Origin of the sequence: Archangium gephyra, from assembly GCF_049060025.1 — a bacterium.
In the GTDB taxonomy this organism is placed as follows: Bacteria; Myxococcota; Myxococcia; order Myxococcales; family Myxococcaceae; genus Archangium; species Archangium gephyra_A.
Genome location: NZ_JBMEQQ010000002.1, coordinates 4,544,337 through 4,567,941, shown reverse-complemented (window position 1 = coordinate 4,567,941; position 23,605 = coordinate 4,544,337). Strand labels below are relative to the sequence as shown.

The 23,605-nt window shown below is 67.4% G+C and carries 22 protein-coding genes; 8 read left to right on the top strand and 14 right to left on the bottom strand.

Annotation, left to right across the window (positions count from 1 at the left end):
- Positions 1–59: 59 nt before the first annotated feature.
- The 5 genes from ACN28I_RS19885 to ACN28I_RS19865 form a co-directional block, all read right to left on the bottom strand.
- Complete coding sequence (locus ACN28I_RS19885) at positions 60–749, bottom strand: molybdopterin cofactor-binding domain-containing protein (RefSeq protein ID WP_420943552.1); 690 nt, start codon at positions 747–749, stop codon at positions 60–62.
- Positions 652–2,298, bottom strand: coding sequence for a molybdopterin cofactor-binding domain-containing protein (locus ACN28I_RS19880; protein WP_420943551.1), 1,647 nt, complete (start codon positions 2,296–2,298; stop codon positions 652–654). Before ACN28I_RS19880 ends, ACN28I_RS19885 begins: the two co-directional genes overlap by 98 nt.
- Before the next feature lie 2 nt (positions 2,299–2,300).
- Entirely contained in the window at positions 2,301–2,780 is a 480-nt protein-coding gene (locus tag ACN28I_RS19875; RefSeq protein WP_420943550.1) for a (2Fe-2S)-binding protein, read from the bottom strand.
- Positions 2,781–2,886: 106 nt separating this feature from the next.
- On the bottom strand, positions 2,887–3,243 hold the full coding sequence (locus tag ACN28I_RS19870) for a galactose oxidase early set domain-containing protein (protein WP_420943549.1): 357 nt from the start codon (positions 3,241–3,243) through the stop codon (positions 2,887–2,889).
- 224 nt (positions 3,244–3,467) lie between these two features.
- On the bottom strand, positions 3,468–3,791 hold the full coding sequence (locus ACN28I_RS19865; RefSeq protein ID WP_420943548.1) for a hypothetical protein: 324 nt from the start codon (positions 3,789–3,791) through the stop codon (positions 3,468–3,470).
- Positions 3,792–3,927: 136 nt separating this feature from the next.
- Between ACN28I_RS19865 and ACN28I_RS19860 the strand changes: the two genes are divergently transcribed.
- Both ACN28I_RS19860 and ACN28I_RS19855 read left to right on the top strand, forming a co-directional pair.
- Complete coding sequence (locus ACN28I_RS19860; RefSeq protein WP_420940706.1) at positions 3,928–4,197, top strand: helix-turn-helix domain-containing protein; 270 nt, start codon at positions 3,928–3,930, stop codon at positions 4,195–4,197.
- 22 nt (positions 4,198–4,219) lie between these two features.
- Positions 4,220–5,002, top strand: coding sequence for an IS630 family transposase (locus ACN28I_RS19855; RefSeq protein ID WP_420943547.1), 783 nt, complete (start codon positions 4,220–4,222; stop codon positions 5,000–5,002).
- Positions 5,003–5,278: 276 nt separating this feature from the next.
- Here the strand turns inward: ACN28I_RS19855 and ACN28I_RS19850 are convergent, their stop codons facing one another.
- Complete coding sequence (locus tag ACN28I_RS19850) at positions 5,279–5,722, bottom strand: acetyltransferase (RefSeq protein WP_420943546.1); 444 nt, start codon at positions 5,720–5,722, stop codon at positions 5,279–5,281.
- An 822-nt stretch (positions 5,723–6,544) separates the two neighbouring features.
- Between ACN28I_RS19850 and ACN28I_RS19845 the strand changes: the two genes are divergently transcribed.
- Positions 6,545–8,296, top strand: coding sequence for a M28 family peptidase (locus tag ACN28I_RS19845; RefSeq protein ID WP_420943545.1), 1,752 nt, complete (start codon positions 6,545–6,547; stop codon positions 8,294–8,296).
- Positions 8,297–8,578: 282 nt separating this feature from the next.
- On the top strand, positions 8,579–9,694 hold the full coding sequence (locus tag ACN28I_RS19840) for a hypothetical protein (RefSeq protein ID WP_420943544.1): 1,116 nt from the start codon (positions 8,579–8,581) through the stop codon (positions 9,692–9,694).
- A gap of 332 nt (positions 9,695–10,026) precedes the next feature.
- Here ACN28I_RS19840 and ACN28I_RS19835 read toward each other — a convergent pair whose 3' ends face one another.
- Positions 10,027–11,943 (bottom strand): LysM peptidoglycan-binding domain-containing protein, encoded by a 1,917-nt coding sequence (locus ACN28I_RS19835; protein ID WP_420943543.1) that lies wholly within the window; start codon positions 11,941–11,943, stop codon positions 10,027–10,029.
- A gap of 92 nt (positions 11,944–12,035) precedes the next feature.
- On the opposite strand from ACN28I_RS19835, the gene ACN28I_RS19830 reads away from it, so the two are divergent.
- Complete coding sequence (locus tag ACN28I_RS19830) at positions 12,036–13,037, top strand: hypothetical protein (protein WP_420943542.1); 1,002 nt, start codon at positions 12,036–12,038, stop codon at positions 13,035–13,037.
- 120 nt (positions 13,038–13,157) lie between these two features.
- Here the strand turns inward: ACN28I_RS19830 and ACN28I_RS19825 are convergent, their stop codons facing one another.
- Genes ACN28I_RS19825 through ACN28I_RS19810 form a run of 4 tightly spaced genes read right to left on the bottom strand, consistent with a single transcriptional unit; the run spans position 13,158 to position 16,866 of the window.
- Positions 13,158–13,757: a RecQ family zinc-binding domain-containing protein gene (locus tag ACN28I_RS19825; protein ID WP_420943541.1), complete on the bottom strand. Its 600-nt coding sequence runs from the start codon at positions 13,755–13,757 to the stop codon at positions 13,158–13,160.
- Positions 13,726–15,090 (bottom strand): RecQ family ATP-dependent DNA helicase, encoded by a 1,365-nt coding sequence (locus tag ACN28I_RS19820; RefSeq protein WP_420943540.1) that lies wholly within the window; start codon positions 15,088–15,090, stop codon positions 13,726–13,728. The genes ACN28I_RS19825 and ACN28I_RS19820 overlap by 32 nt, the downstream gene beginning before the upstream one ends.
- Positions 15,091–15,144: 54 nt before the next feature.
- Positions 15,145–15,906 (bottom strand): hypothetical protein, encoded by a 762-nt coding sequence (locus tag ACN28I_RS19815; RefSeq protein ID WP_420943539.1) that lies wholly within the window; start codon positions 15,904–15,906, stop codon positions 15,145–15,147.
- 60 nt (positions 15,907–15,966) lie between these two features.
- A complete protein-coding gene (locus tag ACN28I_RS19810) occupies positions 15,967–16,866 on the bottom strand; it encodes a histone deacetylase (RefSeq protein ID WP_420943538.1) in 900 nt (299 codons plus the stop codon).
- Between the two features lie 132 nt (positions 16,867–16,998).
- Between ACN28I_RS19810 and ACN28I_RS19805 the strand changes: the two genes are divergently transcribed.
- Both ACN28I_RS19805 and ACN28I_RS19800 read left to right on the top strand, forming a co-directional pair.
- Complete coding sequence (locus ACN28I_RS19805) at positions 16,999–18,213, top strand: vWA domain-containing protein (RefSeq protein ID WP_420943537.1); 1,215 nt, start codon at positions 16,999–17,001, stop codon at positions 18,211–18,213.
- A 72-nt stretch (positions 18,214–18,285) separates the two neighbouring features.
- Complete coding sequence (locus tag ACN28I_RS19800) at positions 18,286–19,611, top strand: TolB family protein (protein WP_420943536.1); 1,326 nt, start codon at positions 18,286–18,288, stop codon at positions 19,609–19,611.
- 22 nt (positions 19,612–19,633) lie between these two features.
- On the opposite strand, the gene ACN28I_RS19795 is transcribed toward ACN28I_RS19800, so the two are convergent.
- Positions 19,634–20,419 carry an alpha/beta fold hydrolase gene (locus ACN28I_RS19795; protein WP_420943535.1) on the bottom strand — a complete coding sequence of 262 codons (786 nt, stop codon included), beginning with the start codon at positions 20,417–20,419 and terminating at the stop codon, positions 19,634–19,636.
- Positions 20,420–20,515: 96 nt separating this feature from the next.
- Between ACN28I_RS19795 and ACN28I_RS19790 the strand changes: the two genes are divergently transcribed.
- On the top strand, positions 20,516–21,022 hold the full coding sequence (locus ACN28I_RS19790; protein WP_420943534.1) for a hypothetical protein: 507 nt from the start codon (positions 20,516–20,518) through the stop codon (positions 21,020–21,022).
- Positions 21,023–21,038: 16 nt separating this feature from the next.
- Here the strand turns inward: ACN28I_RS19790 and ACN28I_RS19785 are convergent, their stop codons facing one another.
- Together ACN28I_RS19785 and ACN28I_RS19780 are read right to left on the bottom strand one after the other, a co-directional pair.
- Positions 21,039–22,694 (bottom strand): hypothetical protein, encoded by a 1,656-nt coding sequence (locus ACN28I_RS19785; RefSeq protein WP_420943533.1) that lies wholly within the window; start codon positions 22,692–22,694, stop codon positions 21,039–21,041.
- Positions 22,691–23,512, bottom strand: coding sequence for an ABC transporter ATP-binding protein (locus ACN28I_RS19780; protein ID WP_420943532.1), 822 nt, complete (start codon positions 23,510–23,512; stop codon positions 22,691–22,693). Before ACN28I_RS19780 ends, ACN28I_RS19785 begins: the two co-directional genes overlap by 4 nt.
- Positions 23,513–23,605: the final 93 nt, after the last annotated feature.

Below are 23,605 nucleotides of genomic sequence, written 5' to 3'. Positions count from 1 at the left end.
CCGCTCGGGAGCCGGGTGCTCGAGGGCGCGAACACGAGCGGTGTTCGCGCCCTTTCGATTCACCCTTCCGAGCCGGCTCGAACCGACTTCAGCAGGTTCAGATCGATCGGCAGCGAGCGGATCCGCTTGCCGGTTGCCGCGAAGATCGCATTGCACAGGGCGGGCAGGATCGGCGGCAACGCCGGCTCACCCAGTCCGGTCGGCGGGTACGCGTTCTGGACGAAATGCACTTCGATCGGCGGCGCCTGATACATGCGCAGAAGCGGAAAATCGTGCAGGTTCGACTGAACGACCCGGCCTTTCTCGATCGTGATGGCCTGGCCCAGCGCCTGGCCCAGCCCGTCCAGCACCGAGCCCTCGACCTGTTGCAGCGCGCCCGATGGATTGACGATCTGACTGCCGACGTCACCGGCGGCCCAGACCTTCTCGATTCGGATCGCACCGTCATCGGCGACATGAACCCGCACGACCTCGGCGAAGTAGCCGCGATGCGAGAAATAGCAGGCGATGCCCCTGCCGGTGCGTGCCGGGAGCGTGCCCTTGCCCCAACCGGACTTTTCCGCGACCAGCTTCAGCACGTCGCGCATGCGTCCGGTGTGGAAGGCGGCCGGTGGAGGGCCGTTCGGATTCGGATTGGGTGGCACCGTCAACTCACGCGGCTCGCCCAGCAGCTCGAGCTGGAACTGCAACGGATCCTTGCCGGCGGCGTGCGCCAGCTCGTCCAGGAATGACTGGTAGACAAAGGCCATCGCGTTGCTGCCCGGCGCACGCAGCGGCCCGGTCGGCACACCCAGCTTCATCACCGAAGCGCCCAGCTCGATGTTGGGCACGAGCTGCGCCGGGAAGCTCGTTGGGCGATATGCCGGCGCTGGGCGCGAAAGTCTCACCCTCGCCAAAGCTGACGAAGTGGTTGCGGAAGCCGGTGATGCGGCCGTTGGCATCCACACCCGCCTGGAGGAAATGAAAGCCGGCAGGGCGGTAGAAGTCGTGCTGGATGTCGTCTTCGCGGCTCCAGACCAGCTTGATCGGCACACCGGCCTGTTTCGAGATCGCCACCGCTTCGACCATGTAGTCGTTCTGCAGGCGCCGTCCGAAGCCGCCGCCACACCGGACCATGTGGAGGGTGATGTCGCTTTCCTTCACGCCCACCGCCTGAGCCACCAGCTTGCGCCCCGGTTCGGGATTCTGCGTCGGCGCCCAGATCTCGACCTTGCCGTCCTTGTACGACGCGGTGCAGTTCTGCGGCTCCAGGGTGGCGTGTGCCAGGAACGGATAGGAATAGGCGGCCTCCAGCCGCTTCACCGAGCCCGCCAGCGCCGCGTCGACGTCACCGTCCTTGCGCAGCCAGCGCGCTGGCGGCTGTTTCGCCAGCTCGGCGGCGCGACGCGCATGGCCCTCGCTGCTTTCGGCGGCGGCCGGACCTTCGTCCCACATCACCTGCAGCGACTTCCGCGCCTTGTGCGCCTGCCACCAGCTCTCGGCGACAATCGCGACACCATCGGAGAGCGCGTTCGGCGTCGTGCCGCGCACGATGAAGGCATGGCGCACTCCGGGTGCACGCTTCACCGCTTCCAGATCGGCACTCACCACCTTGCCGCCAAACACCGGGCACTTCTGGAACACCGCGTACAACATGCCGGGCACCTTCACATCGATGCCGAAGATCGGCTGACCGGCGACGATGCGCGGGCTGTCGACGCCCTTCGTCGGTTTGCCGATGATCTGGAACCGGGCCGGGTCCTTCAGCGTGACACTTTTCAGCTCGGGCACCGGCACCAGAGCGGCCTTGGCCGCCAAGGCACCGTAGCGCAGCGTGCGGCCGCTGGGAGTGTGCTGAACGGCTCCGCTTCGGGTCTGGCACTCGGCCTCGGGAACCTTCCACTCGGCGGCGGCGGCCGCGACCAGCATCTGCCGGCCGGCGGCGCCAACGCGGCGCAGCTCGTCGTAATGCAGCGTCGTCGCCATGCTGCCTCCAGCGACCTGCCGGCCGTATCGGGCCGCGTCGGCGAGCGCCTGCTCGATCCGGACGTCCTTCCAGTCGACGTCCAACTCCTCGGCGATCAGCATCGGCAGCGAGGTTTTGATCCCCTGCCCGATTTCGGGATACTTGGAGACGATGGTGACGATGCCGTCCGGTGCGATGCGCACATAGGTGTTCAGCACCGCGGGCGCGGCCGGCTTGCTGCCCGGCCTGGCGCCAGCGGGCAGCGGCAGGGAAACGCTGAGCAGCAGACCTCCGCCCATGGCAGCGGAAGCCTTCAGGAACGAGCGGCGCGAGGTGGGGGTCGAACCGTCCATGTTCAGCCCTCCCGCGAGTCGGTGGTCGGCAGCCCGGCGGCCTGTTTGATCGCCGCGCGGATTCGCGGATAGGTCGCGCAGCGGCAGAGATTGCCGGACATGGCCGCATCGATGTCGGCGTCGGTCGGCTTCGGCACCGACTTCAACAGCGCGGCCGCCGCCATGATCTGGCCGGCCTGACAATAGCCGCACTGGACCACGTCGACCTGCAGCCAGGCCTCCTGGACCTTCTTGCCGATGGCGGTCTGTCCGATCGCCTCGATCGTGGTGACCTTGGCCTTGCCCACGGCGGACAGCGGCGTGACGCAGGCACGCGCCGGCTTGCCATCCAGATGCACCGTGCAAGCCCCGCAGACGGCCATGCCACAGCCGAACTTGGTGCCCTTCATGTCCAGCAGATCACGCAGGACCCACAGCAAGGGAGTGTCGCCCTCGGCGTCCACCTTGTGGGTTTTCCCGTTGACCTGGATCGTCACTGACATTCTGCCTGCTCCTGTGTTGCGGCAACACCGCCGGAGAATCCGCGGCGGGACGAGGATATCAAGGCTCTCCGGTGCCTCAACAAGAGGCGCCTTCGTCAGCGGACGGTTACGCGCGGGTCATGTCGAGGTGCACGAACCGGCCCTCGGACGGCACCCCATGTTCGTCGAGGATGAACAGCAGGTACTGGCCCAGTGGCGCGATGCGGTGGTCCGGGGGCGCGACAACGTCGAGCCAATCTCCGTCGCCATGGGTGAAACGCAAGCTGACGTAGCGCGGGTCCCCATCGAGCGCGGGCGAGACCGGGTCCATATGGACCAGCGCGACCTCGTGAATGGCGGTGGTTTGGGTGATGTGGAGCTGGAAGGGCTGCCCGTAGTCCAGCCTGGCGGGCGCGGAGTTGAGCAACGGCCGGGGCTGGCGTGCGGGCCGGAGGTTATCTGGGAGGAAGGACCAACGAGCCACGGGGAGGATGTCCTTTCTGGGGGAGGATGTTCCTCCAGACAGAAGGGGCTCCGGCGGTTTGTGAGAAGGAACTCGAGCAGGAGGCTGGACAGGGCAACCGAGCAGGCCGCACGGACTCGGGGGGGACGGGTCGCAGGGTTCCCCTGGACATCCGCGGCTTCGAGGGCTACTGCACCTTCATCCTGTTGCCTGGGGAAACACCCTCAACAGGCTTCCCATTTGCCCTATGCGCTCAACACTTCCATCAACTCCTGCGTAACGTCATCCAGATTCTTGTAATGCCGCGGCTCCTTGACGGCATTTTCCTTGAGGAATTCCAAAATCATCCGGCCATAGTCAATCCAATCAGGATTGTGACACAGCCTCTTGATGACCAATCGCTTCAGCGCCACATCGCCGCTGATGAACCCGGAAAGATTTTGAACAGGCAACGACTCGATATGCTTGTTGACCTGTTCCAGTGCCTCGTACTGCTCTAAGAATGGTAGACGGGACGATATTGGACGGTGGATGACAGGATTTGCTTGAAACCACCGGGGTACTTCCATTTGGCACCTAGTGGAGTGTCCGACAAGTTTTTCAACATAATCGGGCCAGCGGGTAGGTTGGGTGGACGAAGAGACCGGGTAAGTTGGGTGGATGAGGAGACGACCGCCGCATCTCCTCCACCTTTCGCCTGGGGAAGTGGCCTACCTCAAGACGCTGGTGGAGGACGGACGTACCGAGCAGCGCGTCGCGCGTCGAGCGCGCATCCTGCTGGCCATGACCGCCCCGGACATCGTCGTGTCGGAGCTGGCCGACAGACTCGAACTGGAGCGCACCACCATTTGGAACTTGTGTCGTCGCTACGAAGCATACGGTGTCGATGTGGTGCTGGATGCACCCCGCTCCGGCCGTCCGCGGGAGCTTTCCCCCCCTGCAGCGAGTGGAGGTGGAGCAGTTGGCATGTTGTGAGCCGGCGGGCGTCGGTTTGGAGATGACGCACTGGTCCACCCGGAGCCTGGCCCTGGTGGCACGTCAGCGTGGCATTGCGCCCACCATCTCTCACTCCACGGTGGCGCTCATCCTGCACGACGCTGACTTGCAGCCGCACCGCACGCGTTACTGGAAGACACCCACCCTGGACGACACTTTCCGTCACAAAGCGGCCCAGGTGCTGTGGTGCTATGAGCAAGCGCAGCAGTTGGCCCAGAAGGGCGAAGTGGTGTTGTGCGTGGACGAGAAGCCCAACATCCAGGTGCTGCACGGCGACCAGCCCGTGCGGTCCATGCAGCCCGGCCTCATCGAGCACCGGGAGTTCGAGTACAAGCGGCACGGTACGGTGAACCTCCTGGCCAAGCTGGTAGTGCACTCCGGCCGCATGCGCAGCTGGGACCTGGAGAGAAACAACGGGGACTGCTTGCGAGCCGTACTGCCGCAACTCCTTGGGGACCATCGCGACGCCAGGCGCATCCACCTCATCTGGGACAACGGCTCCAGTCACACCGCCAGGCAGACGCTCGACTTCCTTCGCACCCACTACCCGCACGTCCGGGTGATTTTCACTCCAGCTCATGCCTCCTGGCTCAATCAGGTGGAGTTGCTGCTTCGCGCTTTCACCGAGCGCTACCTGCAACGAGGGGACTGGGCCAGCCGTGACGAGCTCATCAAGCACCTCGACGCCAGCTGGCCCGAGTACAACCGCCTCTACGCCCACCCCTTCACCTGGTCCTGGACTCGCGCCAAGATGCGTTCGTGGGTGGACCGGCACCTATCCTGACTATGTTGAAAAACTTGTCGGACACTCCACTAGAACACCTGGTCCTTTATAAAACTTGAATGCCCCTGGTAATACCCTCTCCAAATCACTTTTCACCCATTTGGCCAGATCTTCATATTCCATTGGGTTCCTCCTGTTCCCCATCTCCGCATGAAGGCGAACGGCTCGAAGCGCACGCCGGAGCGCCCCCGCGGCCTGAACGGCTGAGGCGGCCTCACCGCCGCGACGCTGCCCTGCTGCGCCGCTCGCTGCGCGGTTGCTCCCTCCCAAACGCCCTCAGACGAAGCGGCGCAGATGCAGGAGGGGGAATGGGCGGCCGGCATCGTCCGTCTCCGAGCGGCCGATGGCCTCGAAGCCGAGACGGGCGTAGAAGGCCCGCGCGCCGGGGTTCTGCTCATTGACGTCCACCGTCATCACCGGATGCAGGGCCGCGGCACGCTCGACCAGCGCCCGCCCGAGTCCCCGGCCGTGAGCGTCCGGATGCACGAACAGGCTGTCGATCTTGCTCCCCGTCATGCCCATGAAGGCCTGCACGGTCCCCTGCCCATCCACGGCCAGCTCGAACGGCGCGGCGGACACGTAGGCCCGGACCTGCGGCAGCAGGGCGTCGATGTCGGCCTCGGTCAGGAAGCCGTGGGTGGCGCGCACAGCGGCCTCCCAAATCTCCAGCAACCGGGCCGGGTCCGCGGGCGTCGAGGGGCGAAAGGTCGGGCGGCTCATACGGGTCGGCTCCGGCCTGGCAGGGTGACCGCGAAGCGGAGTCGCGAGCACCGCGGCGGCGGTCGAGAGGCTCTCCAGCTCTTAACACAGCGGTGGGAAAGACGATGCTGATGCTGCGCCCGCGGCGGGCGCTGTCTCCCGCGGGGGAACAGCTCTCCTTTCGGGAACTGCTCCCATGGCGTGCGCTGCGGGTGACGATGGGCGCCGCCGCCCTCGCCACCCTCGTGCTGCTGTCGGTGCGGGGATTCACCGCCTCCGAGTGGGCCCTCCTCGCACCCCGTGGCCTCCTCTGGCGCCTGAGCCAACTCGCGGCGCTGGGCCTGGTGTTCGGCGCGGCCTACCTGCTGGCCCCGGCCCTGAGGGATGTCGTCGGACCTGCGGGGGTGGTCCCACGCGCAGTTTCTGGCGCCAGTGCACAAACCGCGGCAGAGCCTCGTAACCGGGGCAAGCTCATTGCTACAGCAGACCCGCGCTGGAACGCTCCGGCCGGAAGCCTCCGGCGGCGGGTTCGATTCCCGCCGTTTCCAATAGAAGTTGCTTCCGCACCTGCTTGGGGGAACGGCCGTCCTCCAGAAAATCCCGAGTGAAATCAGGGCTTCAGCCCGCGAACGCCAACGGGATTCGAACCCGTCTCCGAGCCGCGAACAGATGAAGCAATCGTGCGGCCCCCTGGCGGGTAGGGCAGGCGTCCCGCTCGCGTCTTCTGGTACTACCGGGACAATGCTCTTTCCGAAGACACCAATCTTGATTGCCGTGGTGTTGTGCACGGCTTGCAGTGAGCCATCAAGCCCGACCAGAGGAGAACCGTCCCGCCCCGGTTCCATGTCCCCCCAGCCGCTGGTCGAAGCGAAGCAGGTTCCGCCGAGCTGGGTGCGGTCCCTCGCGGATGTGGATGGCGATGGCGATGGCGATCTGGTCTGGCGGCATGGAAGGGAAATCCGGGTCGCGCTCTCCACGAGAAGCAGCTTCGCTCCTGGGACGGTCTGGACGCCCTGGAACGTCCATGCCGACTTTCAGTTGGCCGACGTCAACAACGACGGGCGAGCGGACCTGATCGGCCGAGCCGATGGCGTGGGGCAAATCGAGGTTGCCCTCTCGACGGGGAGTGGATTCCTGCCTTCCACGCCATGGACCGCGTGGAACAAGGATGCGAGCTACACCCTGGCGGATGTGAATGGTGATGGAAGGGCGGACCTCATTGGACGCCTCCCGGGCTCCAGCGAGATTCACGTGGCGCTGTCGACAGGGAGCGGCTTCGTGCCGTCCGTGGCGTGGACCTACTGGCGCCCCGATGCCGAGTTCAAGTTGGCGGATGTCAACAATGACCGGAGGGCGGACCTCGTTGGGCGGGTGCCGGGCTCCACCGCTCTGCACGCCGCGCTCTCGACGGGGACGTCCTTCAATCCCTCCACCGTATGGGTCACCTGGCCTTCCGCCGCCGACTTCCAACTGGCCGACGTCAATGCGGATGGACGGGCGGACGTGGTGGGCCGGGCCGCGGGGACCATTCCCATCCAGGTCGCGCTCTCCACCGGCAGCGGCTTTTTTTCCCCCCGATCGTGGACGGTTTGGAGCGCACAAGCCGAGTACCAGCTGGGTGACGTGACGGGCGATGGCGGAGCGGATCTCGTGGCGCGAACGCCCGGTGATATCCAGGTGGCCCGCTCGACGGGCCTCGCTTTCGAGACCTCGGCTCCCTGGGCGGTGGACTCCGTCCCGGTCGCGTCGTACGTGTCCGCGGTCAGCGGCCCACTGCTGCAGTCGCACATCGAGGCCATTTGCGCCAATGGCCGGCGCATGCCGGAAACGGACGCCAACTGGAGGAGCTTGAATGCCGCCGCGAACTATGTGGCGGATCAGTTCACGCGCATGGGATACGCCGTGCGACGCGAGCGCGTTTCGTTCCAGGGCCGCTGGGTCGGAGACAACATCATCGCTACCCGGCTCGGGAGCACCTACCCCTCCAGCTATATCGAGATCACCGGCCATTATGACGGTGGTGCCGAAGGAGCGAGGACGGGCGCCAAAGACAACGCCACGGGAACCGCGACCGTCCTCGAGATGGCTCGCGTGCTCGCGAGCTATCCGAACCAGCACAGCCTGCGCTTCATCGCCTTCGCGGGGGAAGAGCTCTATGTCGATGCCCCCGGCAGCATGACCCACGTCGAGAACAGCCTGAGTGCCGGAGAGAACATCGTGGCGAACCTGAACATCGACACGACCGGAACGGGGTATCCCGTCGCGGGCGTCACCTATCGGGATTCGCGGTTCCTGACTTTGTGGTATCGCGGGACGGCCTCATACGAGCTGGCCCGGATGTATGGAATGGCTGTCCGGTACGCCGGAATCCCACTGGACGTCTATGCCGAGGACATCGGAACGGAGTGCCAATCCGACGAGCGTTCGTACTCGGTGCACGGCCTCGTGGGGCTTTCGAGCCTGGGGGAATGGCGGTACTCGCTGTATCACCAGACGGACGACGTCCCCGAGAACGTCAACATCGACAATGTGAGGTGGGCGACCCAGGCCAACGTCGCGCTCGCCCTGTTCCTCGACCACGCGGCCCGCTTCTGATCGGCGGGCCTCGTCCCTCTCGATTTCCGCATCCTGACGACAGAGGTTTCAGGCCCGCTGAAGCCTCCCTGTCAGCGGGCCTGCGAGACAGGGAACTCGAGCGTGGCGGTAGCGCCCTTGCCGGGACCTTCGCTCTCCAGCAGCAGGCGGCCCCCATCACCTGCGCCGCCAGCGCGCTCGAGTGCAGGCCAAAGCCATGCCCCTCCTTCTTGTTACGTTTATGTTATTGTGCGTAACGACCATTGAGGTTGTGAACCACATGGTCATTGGAGATCCTCACGGATGAGTGACATCATCGACATTGATGAATTGCGCGCCCTCTTCATCCAAGCCAATGGTCCGGTCGGAATGGATGACACTTTCACCCTCTATTACGATGAGACCAACAACATTCGGCGACTGCACGTAACCGAAGCGGGGTTCAACGTCGCGGACCCAGCCTGCTTCGTCCTCGGCGGTGTTTGTCACGACGGAGGCCGCCGCGAATTTGACTTGTCGCCCCTTCGTCGCGCCGTCCGAGCGCAGCCGACGATGAAGGAACTGAAATTGATGCACATCGGCAAGGGCGACTTCCTGGACGTGCTTGCATCCCCGCGATTGGAATCCTTCCTATCCTGGCTTGCCAATGAAGGACTCTTCGTTCACTACGCGGTACTTGACCCTGTTTATTGGTCAGTTGTCGATATCATCGACAGTGTCCTTCTCCCAGCAGATGCCGGTCCGCTCGAATTTCATCGTTTCGGGTTCAAAACCGCCCTGCTACTCGCCCTTCGCGACGACCTTCAAGCGACGGCTACGTTATTTCGGCGCTACGGCTATCCCGACATCAAATCTCACCAAGTTCGCCCTTTTCTAGATGAAATAATCGAGCGGGTGGTCACAAGCGCACGTCTGAAAGAATTCGATCAAGAGATGCTTAAGGGCCTCCTCCAAATGGGGTACCGCCTGCCGGAACTAGAATTTCTAAAAGATGAACCTGCGAGCGTCCTCATCCAACACTTCACCAGCGTTTACCTGAATCGAATTTGTCTGTTGAAGAACGCCGACCACGTTCTCGACATGGAAACCGAAATCACCCGCAGACTGGCTGGACTGACCTTGGTTTCCGCTGGAAGGCCTTTGCGGAATTTCAGGTTTGTAGAAAAATCCGAGGATGAGCCAGGCGTGCAAACCTCGGATGTAGTGGTAGGTCTGCTCGGAAAGTTCTTCACTTGGCTGACGACTACGGACGGCGGCGAAGTCGAGATGGCTTTGGTCGGCCTTTCGAAGCAGGCGGAGCGCAATCGATCCGCCTTGGCGCACCTTCTAGACCGTTCCGCCGAGCGGTGTCCGGCCTTCGCTCAACGCATGATTAGTCTTGAGGAAGAGCGCAAGGGCAAAATCTTCCTTCGGGCGTGATGGATCTGGCGACGAATTTTGTGTACTAGCCCAAACTTGGAGATGCGGGGGCGGGACCTCCGAGACTTCTTCACGGCATGGACGGCAGGGCGCCAATCCTGATGCCTGGGGAGCACCCGCTACGCGGTTGGGTCTTCTGCCATGTTGCACGTATGTCGCAGGAGCCTGCGGAATGAGCTGGAATGGGACGGGACAGGGCGGGACGCGGCGGGATTCCTACTTCCAAGGGTTCCAGGCGGTTACGAGGTAAGGGCGCGATTCTGCTGGGAGTTTCGCACCGCCCGGCGCGGGTTCGATTCCCGCCGCCCCCCAGACTTCACGTGGCTCGGCGGCTACTCCGCGTTGAGGCGCACCATCGAGACGTCGTAGCCGCGATCATCGACCTGGCCACCCTCCTGCCCGGACCGGTACATCATCCCCGTGCTGTCATCGATGTAGAAGCGGTTGTCCGGGTTGGTGTCCATGCCGATGTGGCTGTGGCTCGTGCCCGGGTCGTGGAACGTGTAGAAGGTGCGGCCCTGCTCGTCGACGCCGCGGCCCGTGATGGTCACGAAGTGATCCGTCAGCGCGTCCACGTTGTAGTCGGCGTCCTTGTGGCTCACGCCCACCACCACCGGCCGGCCCCGGTCGAGCTGGCCGTCGATGTATTCACGGCCCTGCTGGGCGCGCGCGGAGTCCACCGTGAGGCGGCCCTCGCCGTTCTCGCTCGTGCCGACCTGGATGATGCGATCCGAGCCCTGCACCGTCACGCCCGCGTCGCGGGCCATGGCCTTGGCTGCCTGGAAGCACTCCCGGGAGCCCGGGGTGAAGCCGTTGCCGCCCACGAACTGGCTGTACCACGGCACCTGCACCTGGGCCGTCGTGCCCGGAGGCGCCGTCACCGGAGCGGAAGACTGCGCCGTCAGGCCCTCGGGACGCGGCGGGGGAATCGGCGCGGACGCCGGCGCCGTCAGGCCGGCGGGAGTCTGCTGGGCACCCGGAGCCCCGGCGGCCGGTATCGCGCCGGCGGCTGTGAGCGCCCGCTCCCGGCTCAGCATCTCCAGCGCGTCGGCCTGCTCATTCACGAAGCGTTGGGCCACGCCCCGCTGGGTGGCGGGACTGCTGCTCTGGAAGCGCGCCAGCGTGCCGTCCGCATTGGTACGGCCGCGCTCGGCGTAGACGCCTGCGATGAGCTCCTCGTCGGTGACGGTGGCCGGGTCACGCCCCGCGAGCGCGGCCTCGAAGATATCGTCCGTCTGGTTTCTGTGCTGCACGCCGGTGGACCAGGCCACGTCGCGCAGCGCCGCCGAGCGCGTGCTCAAGTCGAGTCCCGTGGTCTCCAGGATGTTGTCGACCTGCGGCTGGTAGTGCGTGTCCACGATGAAATCGTGCTGAGCCTGGCCGAACCCCTCTGCATCGCGAGCGGCCAGATCTCTCCAGGCCTGGCCGAACTCCGGGGTGCCGGGCTGATGGGGGGACAGCGCGGCGTGGTAGTCCGGGTGGCTGGTGGCCAGCGAGTCCACGAACTCCCGCGCCGTGCCCGTGTTGGTCGCGATCTGGTACGTGCCGTAGGACACGCCGCCGGCATCTCCGGGGTTGTTGGAGACGCTGCCGACGTCTCCCCGGGACTCATACTGGCTGCTGAGCGTTCCCAGCGGCGGGAGCGAGGTGAGGTTCTCGGGCCGGGGCGTGGGCCTCAGCGAGGTGGTGGGCGCGGCCCCCGGCGTGGGCTCGGCCGGAGCCGCGGTCACGGGCTGGGTCTCGGGTGCCGGAGCGGTGGGCGCGGCCGGAGCCGCCGCGGTCACGGGCTGGGTCTCGGGCGCCGGAGCGGTGGGCGCGGCAGGAGCCGCGGTCACGGGAGTCGGCGCGGCGGACGCGGCCGGAGTCGCGGGCCGGGTCCCGGACGCCGGAGCGGTGGGCGCGGCCGGAGCCGCGGTCACGGGCCGAGCCTGGGGCCTCGGCGCGGAGGTGGGGGCGGTCGCGGTCCCGGGTCGAGCCTGGGGCCTCGGCGCGGAGGTGGGCGCGGCCGAGGCCCGGGCCTGGGGCCTCGTCGCGGGCGTGAAGGTGTCCACGGGGCGGCCGCGGGGGCGGCGGCGAGTCCCCTGCGTGGACGGGGCATCGAAACCATCCGGGATCTGGAGCCTCTCCCCGGCGCGGATCTTGTTGGGGTCCTCGATGTTGTTGGCGCGTGCCAACTCATCGACGGTGGTGTTGTGGCGCCGGGCGATGCCCGACAGCGTGTCACCCGAACGGATCCGATACGTGCTCATGGTTATGTGGTCCCCTCGGGCCCATGCACATGCGCGTACGGATGTGCCGGCCCCTGAGTTGATTATCCCGGCGGGCTGCGTTGGAGTTGCTGATGATGCCTCGAATGCGTCTGATTTGTAAAATGACGGTGGTGGTGCTGCTCACCCTCTGGCTCGGGGCGTCCACGTCCGCGAGGGCCCAGGACTCGGGGAGCGTGACAGGGCGCTACAAGAAGGAGGGGGGAGAGCTCATCATCGTCGAGGGAGAGAACGAGACGCTCGTCCATTACGAGGCGGTGTTCCCGCAGGGGGCCAGCGTGGGGAGCTGCATCTGCCCCTTCGTGGTGAAGCAGAAGAGCGGGGAGCGCTGGACCCTCCAGGCGGCCAGCAGGCCGCGGGGCACGTGGAGCCTGAAGCTCGAGCCCACGCGGCTCGTGCTCGAGGGCAGGAACCCGATGTGCTGCGGCCTGGGTTGGCCCGGCAGCGACAGCTTCGAGCGGAACGCGGTGCGAGGTCCGAGCTCGTGCCAGGTCAAGGAGGCCCGGGCGGACTTCTTCGCCTCGCAGAAGGCGTCCACCCCGAGCAAGGCGTACGTGGTGGCCGGAGACACGGTGGAGGTGTTCGTTCCCGGCTCCGAGCCGCGCCGGGTACCCGCGCGCTTCAAGGGGGCGCGCAGGACGACGGCGGGCCTGCTCGAGCGCGGCCAGTTGGACTGCTCTCGGCAGGAGGTCTCGCTCCAATCCCTGGCGGGGAAGTGGTTCGAGCTGACGCGCAAGGGCAGGGGCCTCGTCATCTTCGAGCCCTGCGCGGCGAATACCCGGAGCATCACCGTCCGCCCCGCCAGCGGCGAGCTGGAGGTCGAGCTCGGTCAGGAGAGGACGGTCACGAAGGTGACGGGGTTGAGTCCCGGCGCGGCGGTGGGGAGCTACTCGCTGGAGCTGACGTACGAGAGCGGCACCACCGAGACGGTGAGTTGGAGGGATCTGGACGTGAGCAGGGGCCTGGTGATCGTGAAGAGCCCGCGCCTCTTCTCCCAGGGCCGCGAGTACGTGCGCGAGGACCAGAAGTCCGCCTTCCCGGTCGAGGTGGAGACGGGCTGCGGAGAGGAGCGCTAGGCCAGGACATGTCTGTCAGGGGCCGCGGGGCCGCATGTGCCCCGGCGTCGTGAAATCAAGCGCTTCCGACCGAGGCAGAGCTCGCGGGCAAGCTCGCCGCGTTGATGGTGCCCTGACACTCTACGGGGAGGCCGCCTCGGCTTCCACGAAGGTGAGCACCTGCTTGAAGGGCACCTCCGACAGCAGGCCGAACAGCTTGTGTTTGGTGAGTCTGGAGCGGGTGGCGCTCGGCGAGTTGATGCCACAGAGGAACCTCGCCACCTGACGGGCGGAGGTGAGGGCCTCGTGGCGCTCGGCGCGCAGCTGCTTCAGCTTCGCGGCTTCGCTGACCCCCGGTGCCTTGACGGCCGGGGGCGGCAGCTTGCCGGGGCGCTCGCCCGCGCACCAACCGCAATGCCCGCAGCCGGCCTCCAGGTCCTCGCCGAAGTAGGTCAACAGGAAGCGGGTGCGGCAGCCTTCATGGTCGGCGAAGTCGAGGACCAGCCGCAGCCGCCGGACGTCCCGGCTCTCGCGCTCGCTGAAGCGGCCCACCATGTCCTGGGTGAGCGCGGCGACGTCGAAGCCGGTGCGCTTGAGCCGGTAGCCCTGGCGCACGCCCGTGACCTGGAGCTTCAGGGCCTCCTGCTCCTCGAGGTAGTTGAGGGCGGCGATGATGCGCTGACGCGGCTCGCCCAGCTTCCGGGAGATGTCATCGAGCTTCAGCCGCGACCAGGTCTTCATGGGCTCGGCGAGGGCGAACACCCGCCGGAGGAACTCGGCACGAGCGGTGTCGAAGCCGGCGAAGACCTCCTCGAGTGGGCGCAGGGCCTGGAACTTGTACTCGGAATAGAAGGGGCCGGTGGATTCGAGCAGGCCGTCCAGCTCGAGGTAGGTGAGCATCGTCTCGATGACGAGCGGACGGACATCGTGTTCCCCGGAGAAGCTCGTGGAGGGAGAGGTCGAAGGTCTCTCCCTGTCCGAGCACGTGCCGCAGCACCCCGGCCACGGCCTGGGGGGTGGGCGTGTCGCCGTAGGTGAAGTTCTCCAGCACGGTGACGTCTTCCATGGCGGCGAGCAGCTCGCAGGCGGAGGGCTGGCCATCCCGGCCCGCGCGGCCGATCTCCTGGGCGTAGTTCTCCAGGCTCTTGGGCAGGTTGCAGTGGTAGACGGCGCGGATGTCGCTCTTGTCGATGCCCATGCCGAAGGCAATGGTGGCGACCACCACGGCGTCGTGCGAGCCCATGAACCAGTCCTGCACCTGGTGGCGGACCTCGGGCTCCATGCCCGCGTGGTACGCCTTGGCGGAGAAGCCGTTCCCGGAGAGGAACGCGGCCGTCTCCTCGGCCATGCGCTGCAGCGTGACGTAGACGATCGTCGGGCCCCGAGGGCGGGAGCGCAGGCGCGACAGCAACAACTCCCGGCGCTCGTCGCCACCCGAGGTGGGGGTGACATGCAACGAGAGATTGGGCCGGTGGAAACCGGTCTGGATGACATCCCCGGCGGTGATGTCGAACGCGGTGGCGATGTCCCGGGCGACGGAAGGCGTGGCGGTCGCGGTCAACGCCAGCACCCGCTCCACCCCGAGCGTCTTCGCGAGTGAGGCGAGCTTCATGTAGTCGGGCCGGAAGTTGTGCCCCCACTCGCTGATGCAGTGGGCCTCGTCCACCGCGAGCATCGAGATGCGCAGGCGGCGGAGTGTCTGGAGGAAGCGCTCATTGGCCAGACGCTCCGGCGCGACGTAGAGCAGCTTGAGCGTTCCGGCGCGCAGGTCGGAATAGAGCTGGCGGATCTCCTCGGGCCCGAGCGTCGAGTCGAGCCGGGCGGCGGGGATGCCACGGCTGGTGAGGAAGTCGATCTGGTCCTTCATCAGCGCGATGAGGGGGGAGATGACCAGCGTGACACCCTCCAGCATGAGCGCGGGGAGCTGGTAGCAGAGGCTCTTGCCGGCACCGGTGGGGAAGATGGCGAGAACGGACCTGGAGTCCAACAACCGGGAGACGACGGCCTCCTGGCCCTCGCGGAAGCCGGGAAATCCGAAGACGGAGCGGAGCACATCGGGAGCGGAGGTCGTCACGGGGTCACCTTCCACCATGAACAGGGGAGGGGCAACGGGGACTTCCCCGGGTTGCTACTTGCCAGCGGTCCCGGGGCCCACGGGCCAGGGCGTGGTCCACGTGCGGATGCGGAACAGGCCGTCCGGGCCAGGAAGGTGGGCGGCCACGAGGGCCACCTCACCGTTCACGGCGGAGGAGAGGTCCGTGTTCCAACTGAATCCGTCCCCCACGAGCCGGGTGCGCACGGGCGCATCGGAATAGCGCTCCCAGGAGCTGAACATGAGCTGGCTCCGTTCGTTGACCCAGAAGACGGCGCGCTCGGAGCCACGCGCCAGCGGTTCATCGAGCAGCTCGAGCCCCATGGGACCATCGAGGACCCTTCCGAACGTGTCACAGCGCTGCTGCAGGGTGTCTATCCGCAAGCGGCACAGCGAGGCGTTTCCCTTCACCATGCGGATCCACTCCGCGTGCGTGTTGTCGCTCACGACACCGGCGGTCGTCCCATAGCCCAGGAAGATGACTCGAAGGACGTTCTGCTCCGTGTCGGCGGACATGCCCTTGGGCCTGGGCCATCGGTTGACGGTCCGCACGGGGGTGGGGAGCTTGGATGTCGGGATGACCTTTTTCCCGGCGGAGGGCTGTCCATCGAGACCGTACGGTTGGGCGTAGGCGCGGTCCTCGATCGACGAGCGGTACGTCAAGGTGAAGCCGCGGTCCGTGCGGGTGACGACGGGGTAGACATCCCCGGGAGGCGTCTGGTGCGAGTGGGCGGCGGTACCGGCCATCCAGGCGGCGAGCAGGGCGCCGCGCGTCAGGGAAACGAGCCTTCCAGTCATCGGGCTTCCTCGCTCATGGGGATGATCCAACCTCGGATCTGCATAGCCCGGAGCCGAGCCTCACCGGAAGACGGAGAGGGCCGTTTCGTAGGTACCCAGATGGGCCTCGAGGGTCGCGGTGATGGGCTTCGCGTAGCCGCCCCCGAGGGTGAGCACGAGGGGCAGACCGCGGTGCCACGCGGCCTCGAGCACCAGCCGGTCCCGCTCCCTCATGCCGGCGTGGGTGAGGGAGAGCCGTCCGAGGGCGTCCTCGGCGAGCGGATCCACACCGGCCTGGTAGAAGAGGAGGTCGACGCCAGCGGCCTTGAGCACCTCGGGCAGGTGGGTGGCGAGCACGTCGAGGTAGGCGCGGTCATCCACACCATCGGGCAGCCCCACGTCGCGGCTGGAGCGCTGCTTGCGGAAGGGGAAGTTGTGCTCGCCGTGGATGGAGAGGGTGAAGACGGAGTCATCGCCCTCGAAGACGGCGGCGGTGCCGTTGCCCTGATGGACGTCGAGGTCCACCACGACGGCGCGTTGGATGCGGCGCTCGGCCTGGAGGACGCGGATGGCGACGGCGATGTCGTTGAAGACGCAGTAGCCCTCGCCATGGTCGGGGAAGGCGTGGTGGGTGCCCCCGGCGAGGTTGCCGGAGATGCCGTCCTCGAGGGCGGCGCGGGCGGCGCCCACGGTTCCGCCCACGGAGGCGCGCGAGCGCACGAGCAGATCCTCGGACCAGGGGAAGCCGAGCCGGCGGATTTCGGCCTCGGAGAGGGTGCCCGTCCAGAGGGCGTCGAGGTAGCGCCGGGTGTGGACGCGCTCGAGGTCCTCGCGCGAGATGGGGTCGGAGGCCCGGAGCCCGCCGGGGGAGAGGACGCCGCGCTCCAGGAGGAGCTCGCGCAGCAGCCGGTACTTCTCCATGGGGAAGCGATGGCCGGGAGGGAGCGGGACGACGAACTGATCGCAGTGGAAGACGCGCACGGGTGGACACAGGCGTAGCGCCTGGGCGGAGCGGGTGCAACCGGAGGCGTTAGACCCGGCGGGCGGCTCGTCCGTTACACCAGCGAGCGCGCTGGAATTTCGACCCGGATTACCTCTCCCCGGAGCCCTGCCATGACCCTGAAGTCCTTTTCGCGCCCCGTGTTCGGGGCCGCGCTGGCCCTCGTTGCGTTCACGTCCTCCCTGGCCCTCGCCCAGGCCCCCCAGAAGCCCGCCCAGCCGCCCCTGGCGCAGGGAGCGCCGGTGTCCCAGCAGCCGCCGTCCCAGCAGCAGCAGGCGCGGCCGAGGATCGACGTGGTCTTCGTGCTGGACACGACGGGCTCGATGGCGGGGCTGATCGAGGGGGCGAAGCAGAAGATCTTCTCCATCGCGTCGCGGATCGCGCAGGGCAAGCCGACGCCGCAGGTGCGGGTGGGGCTGGTGGCGTACCGGGACGTGGGGGACGCCTACGTGACGAAGCGCTACGAGCTGACGGAGGATCTGGACGGCCTCTTCACGCACCTGCGGAAGCTGCAGGCGGACGGAGGGGGAGACACGCCGGAGCACGTGGGCCGGGGCTTGGGCGAGGCGGTGTCGAAGCTGTCGTGGGACCCGAGCCGGGAGACGATGAAGCTGATCTTCCTGGTGGGGGACGCGCCGCCAGCGCAGCGCAACGACGACTGGAACTTCAAGCACTGGGTGAAGCGGGCGGCGGAGAAGCACATCGTCGTGAACACGGTGCGCTGCGGAGGGGACCCGGAGACGGAGACGCACTGGAAGCTGGCGGCGAAGACGACGGATGGGCGGTACGAGTCGTTGGAGCAGTCGGGCGGGATGGTGGCGGTGGCGACGCCGTATGACGCGGAACTGGCGAAGGTGAACGCGGAGCTGGCGAGCAAGACGCTGTACGCGGGGAAGAAGGAGGCGCAGGCGGCGAACCGGGCGCGTGCGGAGCAGATGGCGGAGCTGGCGCCGGAGGCGGCGGCCGAGCGCATCCAGTTCCTGAAGACGACGCGTGGAGCGGGGAGGGCGCCGAGCGCACCGGCCCCGAGCAGTGCGCCGGCGGTGGTGGGGGGAGCGGTGGACCTGGCGGCGCAGCCGGAGGCGCTGGCGAGCGTGAAGGGCGAGGAGTTGCCGCAGGAGTTGCAGGGGTTGGACGCGGCGGCGAGGGAAGCGAAGGTGAAGCAGCTTGCCGGAGAGCGGAAGGCGCTGGAGGAGAAGGCGGCGAAGCTGGCGGCGGAGCGGGACACCTGGAGGACGAAGAACGTGGCGGACAAGGAGGACTCCTTCGACGCCAACGTGATGAAGGGCGTGAAGGAGAAGGCGGCGAAGCACGGCCTGACCTACTGACCCCTCTCCCCTCGGGAGAGGGACGGGGTGAGGGTATCTGGAGCACTCGGGTTGCGAGTACCTTGGGGCCGCATGTCCCTTACTCGCACTCCGGACCCCACCGTGTCGCACCGATGGGCAGTGCTGTTCCTCCTGGCCTTCCTGGAGGGCTGTACGGCGATGGGCCCGGGCCGGACGAAGCCCGAGCCGCGCGCGGGAGAGGTTCTCTACATCCGGAGCGAGCCCCAGAAGGGAACCGACCTCTGGAGCCAATCCCTGGAGAGCGGACGTCACCGCCCCCTGACGTCCAGTGGGAAGGTGGTGATCGCCCCCGCCAGGGAAATGCCGGGCCCCTGGCGGAGCGTAGCCATCTCCCCGGATGGGAAGCAGGTGGCGTATGCCGAGCTCCACCTTCCCGCTGCGCCTGACCCGGGCAGGAGTGGGGTGGAGGTCTGGAACGAGCTCTTCGTCGTCAACGCGGACGGGACGGGACGCCGCGAGCTGGTGGACCTGACGCAGCAGCGAGTGCCGGAGGGACAGCGCATCCGAGCAGGCCATTTCCACTGGTCCGATGACGGGAAGAGCCTCGCGTATGTCCTCGAGAGCCGCCCCATGAAGGCCCACCCCGAGAGCTGCGCGGACGTGACCTTCCACTCGGTGGACGTGGCCTCGGGCCGGGTCACCTCCCTGTTCGAGTCACGTCCCCTGGCTGACGTCTCGCTGCTGGGCTGGAGCCCGGCGCGCGCGGAGATCGTCTTCCATGACGAGTGCGGTTTCCGGAAGGGCGATGCCATGCCCATTCCGAAAGGCCGTGTGACCCAGGTGCGGGTGAGCGATGGGAAGATGCGTCAGCAGCGGGCACGCGCGCCCTCGCTCTCCCCGGATGGGGCTTTCCTCTTCACCTCCTTGCAACCGCACGGCCATGCTCCACCCACGCTCTACCGGACGGAGGCCCTCGATGGGCCTCCCGCCGTGACCCTCGAGCTGCCCGTCAAGACGACGCAAGGGGTTCGCATCACCTGGCTGCACCACACTCCGGCCGCACTCCTCAGCGCTACCGAGTGGGAGTTGCCTTTTCTGGATTGCGTCGGCGTCTACCCGCAGCCGCGGAGGCTGTTCCGGCTGGAGTTGGGGACGGGGACGCTCCAGCAGGTGAGGGAAGATGCCCACGCGTTGAACGTGGTGGCCATCAGCCCCGATGACACGTATGCGCTCGCCGGCATCATCACGGGCAAGGACGAGCAGTTCTACCTCCACTGCGGAGAGAAACCTGTCGAGCGGCTGTTCCTGGTGCGCCTGGATGACCTCGCGAGCGAACTGCCCATCGATGAGCTGAAGCGCCGCGGCAGGCCCCTCACACCGCCTCGTGGCTGGGGGGCCAAGCTGGCCTTTGTCGAGTACGTGGGCTGGGTGCGCTGACTACGGCCAGCGCACGCGGGACTCACGCGTGGGCGCGCAGGAACTCCACGAGGGGCGGATTCACAGCGTCGGGGTGCGTGAGGTTGGCGGCATGCGCGGCGCCGAGGACGAGGACGAGGCGCGTGCTGCCGGGGAGCGTCTTGTGGAGGTACTGGCCCTCGGAGGGAGGGATGCCGGTGTCATCGGTGCCGTGGAACACGATGGCGGGGCAGCGGATGTCACCGAGCCGGGGCTGGATGTCGTCGCGGTCGATGAGGTTGTTCATGGCGGCGACGAGGTGGTCCTTGGGAGTCTGGCGCCAGCGGTCGAGCCAGGGGGAGTGGAAGCGGGAGTCGCCGATGATGCCGCCGGCGAGGCTCTGGACGATGTTCTCGGTGGCGCCCGGGGTGCCCCACAGGTCGCGAACCTGGCGGTAGCCGGCGCGGACTTCGGGCTCGTCGATGGTGCCGCGGGTGCTCATGAGGACGAGGGCGCGGACGCGCTCGGGGTAGCGGAGGGCGACGCGGAGGGCGCAGTAGCCGCCCTGGGACATGCCGCCGACGACGGCCTGCTGGATGCCGAGGTGGTCGAGCAGGGCGATGCAGTCGGCGGCGGAGTCATAGAGGTCGAAGGGCTTGCCGTCCCAGCGGGTGCGGCCGAAGCCGCGGGCGTCCCAGCGGATGACGCGGAACGCGGGGGCGAGCGCCTGGACCTGCGCGTCGAACATGCGGCTGTCCATGAGGAAGCCGTGGCCGAGGATGAGGGCGGGGCCGGAGCCGCCGGAGTCCTCGAAGTGGATGCCTTGGTGGTTGAGCTCGGCGATGGGCATGGGGCGTTTTCTACCACGAGGCCCACTTCACAATGCCGCCCCGGGAGCGTCTTTCGAGGGAACCCCCTCGAGGGGAACCACCCAGGAAGAGAGAACATGGCTTATCGCGTCCCTGCCACCCAGTCCCTCGGAGCCAACGCCTATACCGTCTCGAGCGTCTTGCAGGCGGTCTCAGGTATCAATCCGCCGGCCAGCATTGCGTTCCCCATGCTCGGGAGTTCCACCGTCACGCTGGGGCCGTCGCAAGGCTCGCCCATCCAGGGCGGTGCCGTGACAGCGGTGGTGCGCTCCATCGGCCTCATCACGTGTGCCTCGGTTTGCTTCGTGAATGCCAACAGCACCACCGCCTATGTGTTCCACGCGAATGCGGGCAGCGTCTCGCACGGGAACTTCACGGCGGCGATGACGGCGATCGGAGCGGGGGGGGGCCCCTACAACGGCGTCTACATTGCCTATGCGCACCCGGGGGCCACCGATCCTGGCTACCAGTCCACCATCGCGGATCTGGTGAACTGGGGCGTGCCGACCCACAACATCGTCGAGATCACCCACGTGTTCGTGCCCCAATTCGGCATGAACAACGGCTTGCAGATCGGCTACTGACCGCCCTGGGCGTGGGTCACTCCCGCGTGACCGCGCGCAGCACGATTTCCCTCCGCTGTCCGAGCAGCCGCAGGGCCAGGGGGAGCAGCGCGCGGTACATGAGGACGTTCACCGTGGCGCACAGGGCGATCATCGCCAGCGTCTGCCCGGTGGGCCCGCTCTTCCCGGCGAACCGCAGGGCCCAGACGAAGGGGGCACAGCCGACGCTCGCCGCGACGATGCCGAGCATGGAGGCGGTGAGGGGCAGCTTGTCCCGGCGCTTGAGGCTCGCGTGGAACTTCACCGGGAAGTACAGGGACAGGAAGTTGCCCGCCGCGAGCAGCACGGGCACGACGGCCAGCACGGCCGCCATGGCGCACAGGAAGTCCAACGCCGAGCCCCTGCCGAAGTACACCCGGTAGAACAGGCCCACCAGCAGGGCCATGCCTCCGGCCGCCGCGCCCTGCACCACGTTCTTCGCCCGCAGCACGTCCCCCAGCTCCACCGGGGCGGCGATGAGCATGGCCAGCCCGTGCCCGTCATAGGCGAACGTGTTCTGCGAGAACGTGGACGCCATCACCACCGCGCCGTAGATGCACAGGCCGCCCATCAACCAGACATCCGCGCTCGCGCCCAGCAGGTACTCGAAGAGGGCCCGGCCCGAGGTCAGCTTCAGCAGGATGGCCAGCACGAAGGGCACGGACGCCAGCAGCCGGGCGCGCGGATTGCGCCACAGGTCCAACGCCTCGCGTGCCAGCAGCGTGGTGTACGTGGTGCGCGTCCGGGCGAACGGATCCTTGTCTCCGGACTCCTTCACGGACGGGCCGGCGCGGCCCACGTTGCGGTGGAAGCGCAGCAGCAGCGCGTAGGCGAGCCCCAGCCCCAGCAGCGCGAAGAAGACCATGCCCACGCCGTTCACCAGGGCGTTGCGCCGGTATCCATAGGTGAGCTCCAGCAGCGCGTCCCCGAAGAAGCCCGAGGGCACCCGGCCCAGCGCAATCGTCGCGTCGACGATGAGGGCCATGTCCAGCTTCTCCACGCCCCCCTCGCCCACGGCCGTGAGCCACGAGGTGTCGATGGGGGGAATCAGGGACGCGCCCACGAGGAACACCACGAAGCCGCCGCCGATGAGCTGCGCGCTGTGCTTCTCGCGCAGCACGTTGAGCACCAGGTGCAGGCCCACCCGGCTCCAGGCCGCGTTGAGCAGCGCGAACAGCACGTAGAGCAGCACCGCGAACCACTGCATGCGCACCGGGTGCACCGAGGCGAAGCCCAGCGCCGCTCCCGTCAGCGGCGCGTAGAAGACGAGCGCGCGCGGCTCGAAGAGGCTCGCCACCGTGGAGGCGATGAGCAGCCGGAAGGGCGAGATGGGGAAGGGCGCGTAGCGGCTCAGCTCCGAGTGGTCATCCACGCCCGCGCTCATCAGCGGCCACGTCACCCACACCGCCGACGTGACGAAGCACAGCAGGTTGAGGATGAAGAAGGGCCAGACGTCGCTCTCGGCGATGGGCTTCAGGCGCATCAGCCCGTAGAACGTCACGCCCAGGCCCCAGGCCGGCGCGCTCGAGAGCAGGAAGGCGGCCACCGCCATGAAGCGGCTCTTGCCCGGCCCATGGTTGAGCCCGATGTCCAGGCGCAGGCCCCACAACAACCACAGGTGCCGGAAGAAGCCCGGCGCGGCCACCCGGCTCACGCGGACCCCCGGCGCAGCGGTACGACCTCGGCGGGCGGCCCGTCCCCGTAGAAGGACAGCTTCGCGTTGCGCGCGGCCGGTACGGAGATGAGCTTCTCGAAGACGGCCTCCAGCGACGGCGCGTCATATCGCTGCATCAACTCCTGCACCGTGCCCTGATCCAACATCCTCCCGCCGCGGATGACGCCCGCGTGCGTGGCCAGCCGCTCGGCGATCTCCAGCACGTGCGTGGTGAGCAGCAGCGTCACCCCTCGCCGGCTCAGCTCGCGCAGCAGCTCGCGGATCACGCCCGCGGCCAGCACGTCGATGCCCTCGAAGGGCTCGTCCAGCAGCACCAGCTCCGGTGCGTGGATGAGCGCCGCGGCGATGGCCAGCCGCCGCCGCATGCCCTTGGAGTACTCGGCCACCAGCGCGCCCGCCTTGTACGTCAGCTCCGTGAGCTCGAGCAGCTCGGCGGCCCGCGCCGCGGCCTCGTCCCCGCTCAGCCCGTACATCCGCCCGCAGAAGGTGAGGTACTGCCGGCCGGTGAGCCGCTCGAAGAGGCTCAGCTCCTCGGGCACCACGCCGATGTGGCGTTTGACCTCCAGCGGCCGGGCCACCGTGTCCACGCCCAGCAGGGAGATGCGCCCGGCGTCCGGCGCGTACACGCCCGTCAGCAGCGCGATGGTGGTGGACTTGCCCGCTCCGTTGGGGCCGAGGAAGGCGTAGAAGGAGCCGCGGGGGATGGTCAGCTCCATCCCGTTGAGCGCGGTGAATTCGCCGAAGCGCTTCACGAGCCCGTGGGCATCGACGGCCAGGTCAGTGGGGGTGGGGGACATGCGCGGGCCGGATCAGAGCCGACTCCGCCGCCCTCCCACAATCCCCCCGATGTCCGAGGCCCGGCGGAACCCGGTCTGGCACCTGGGGAGGTG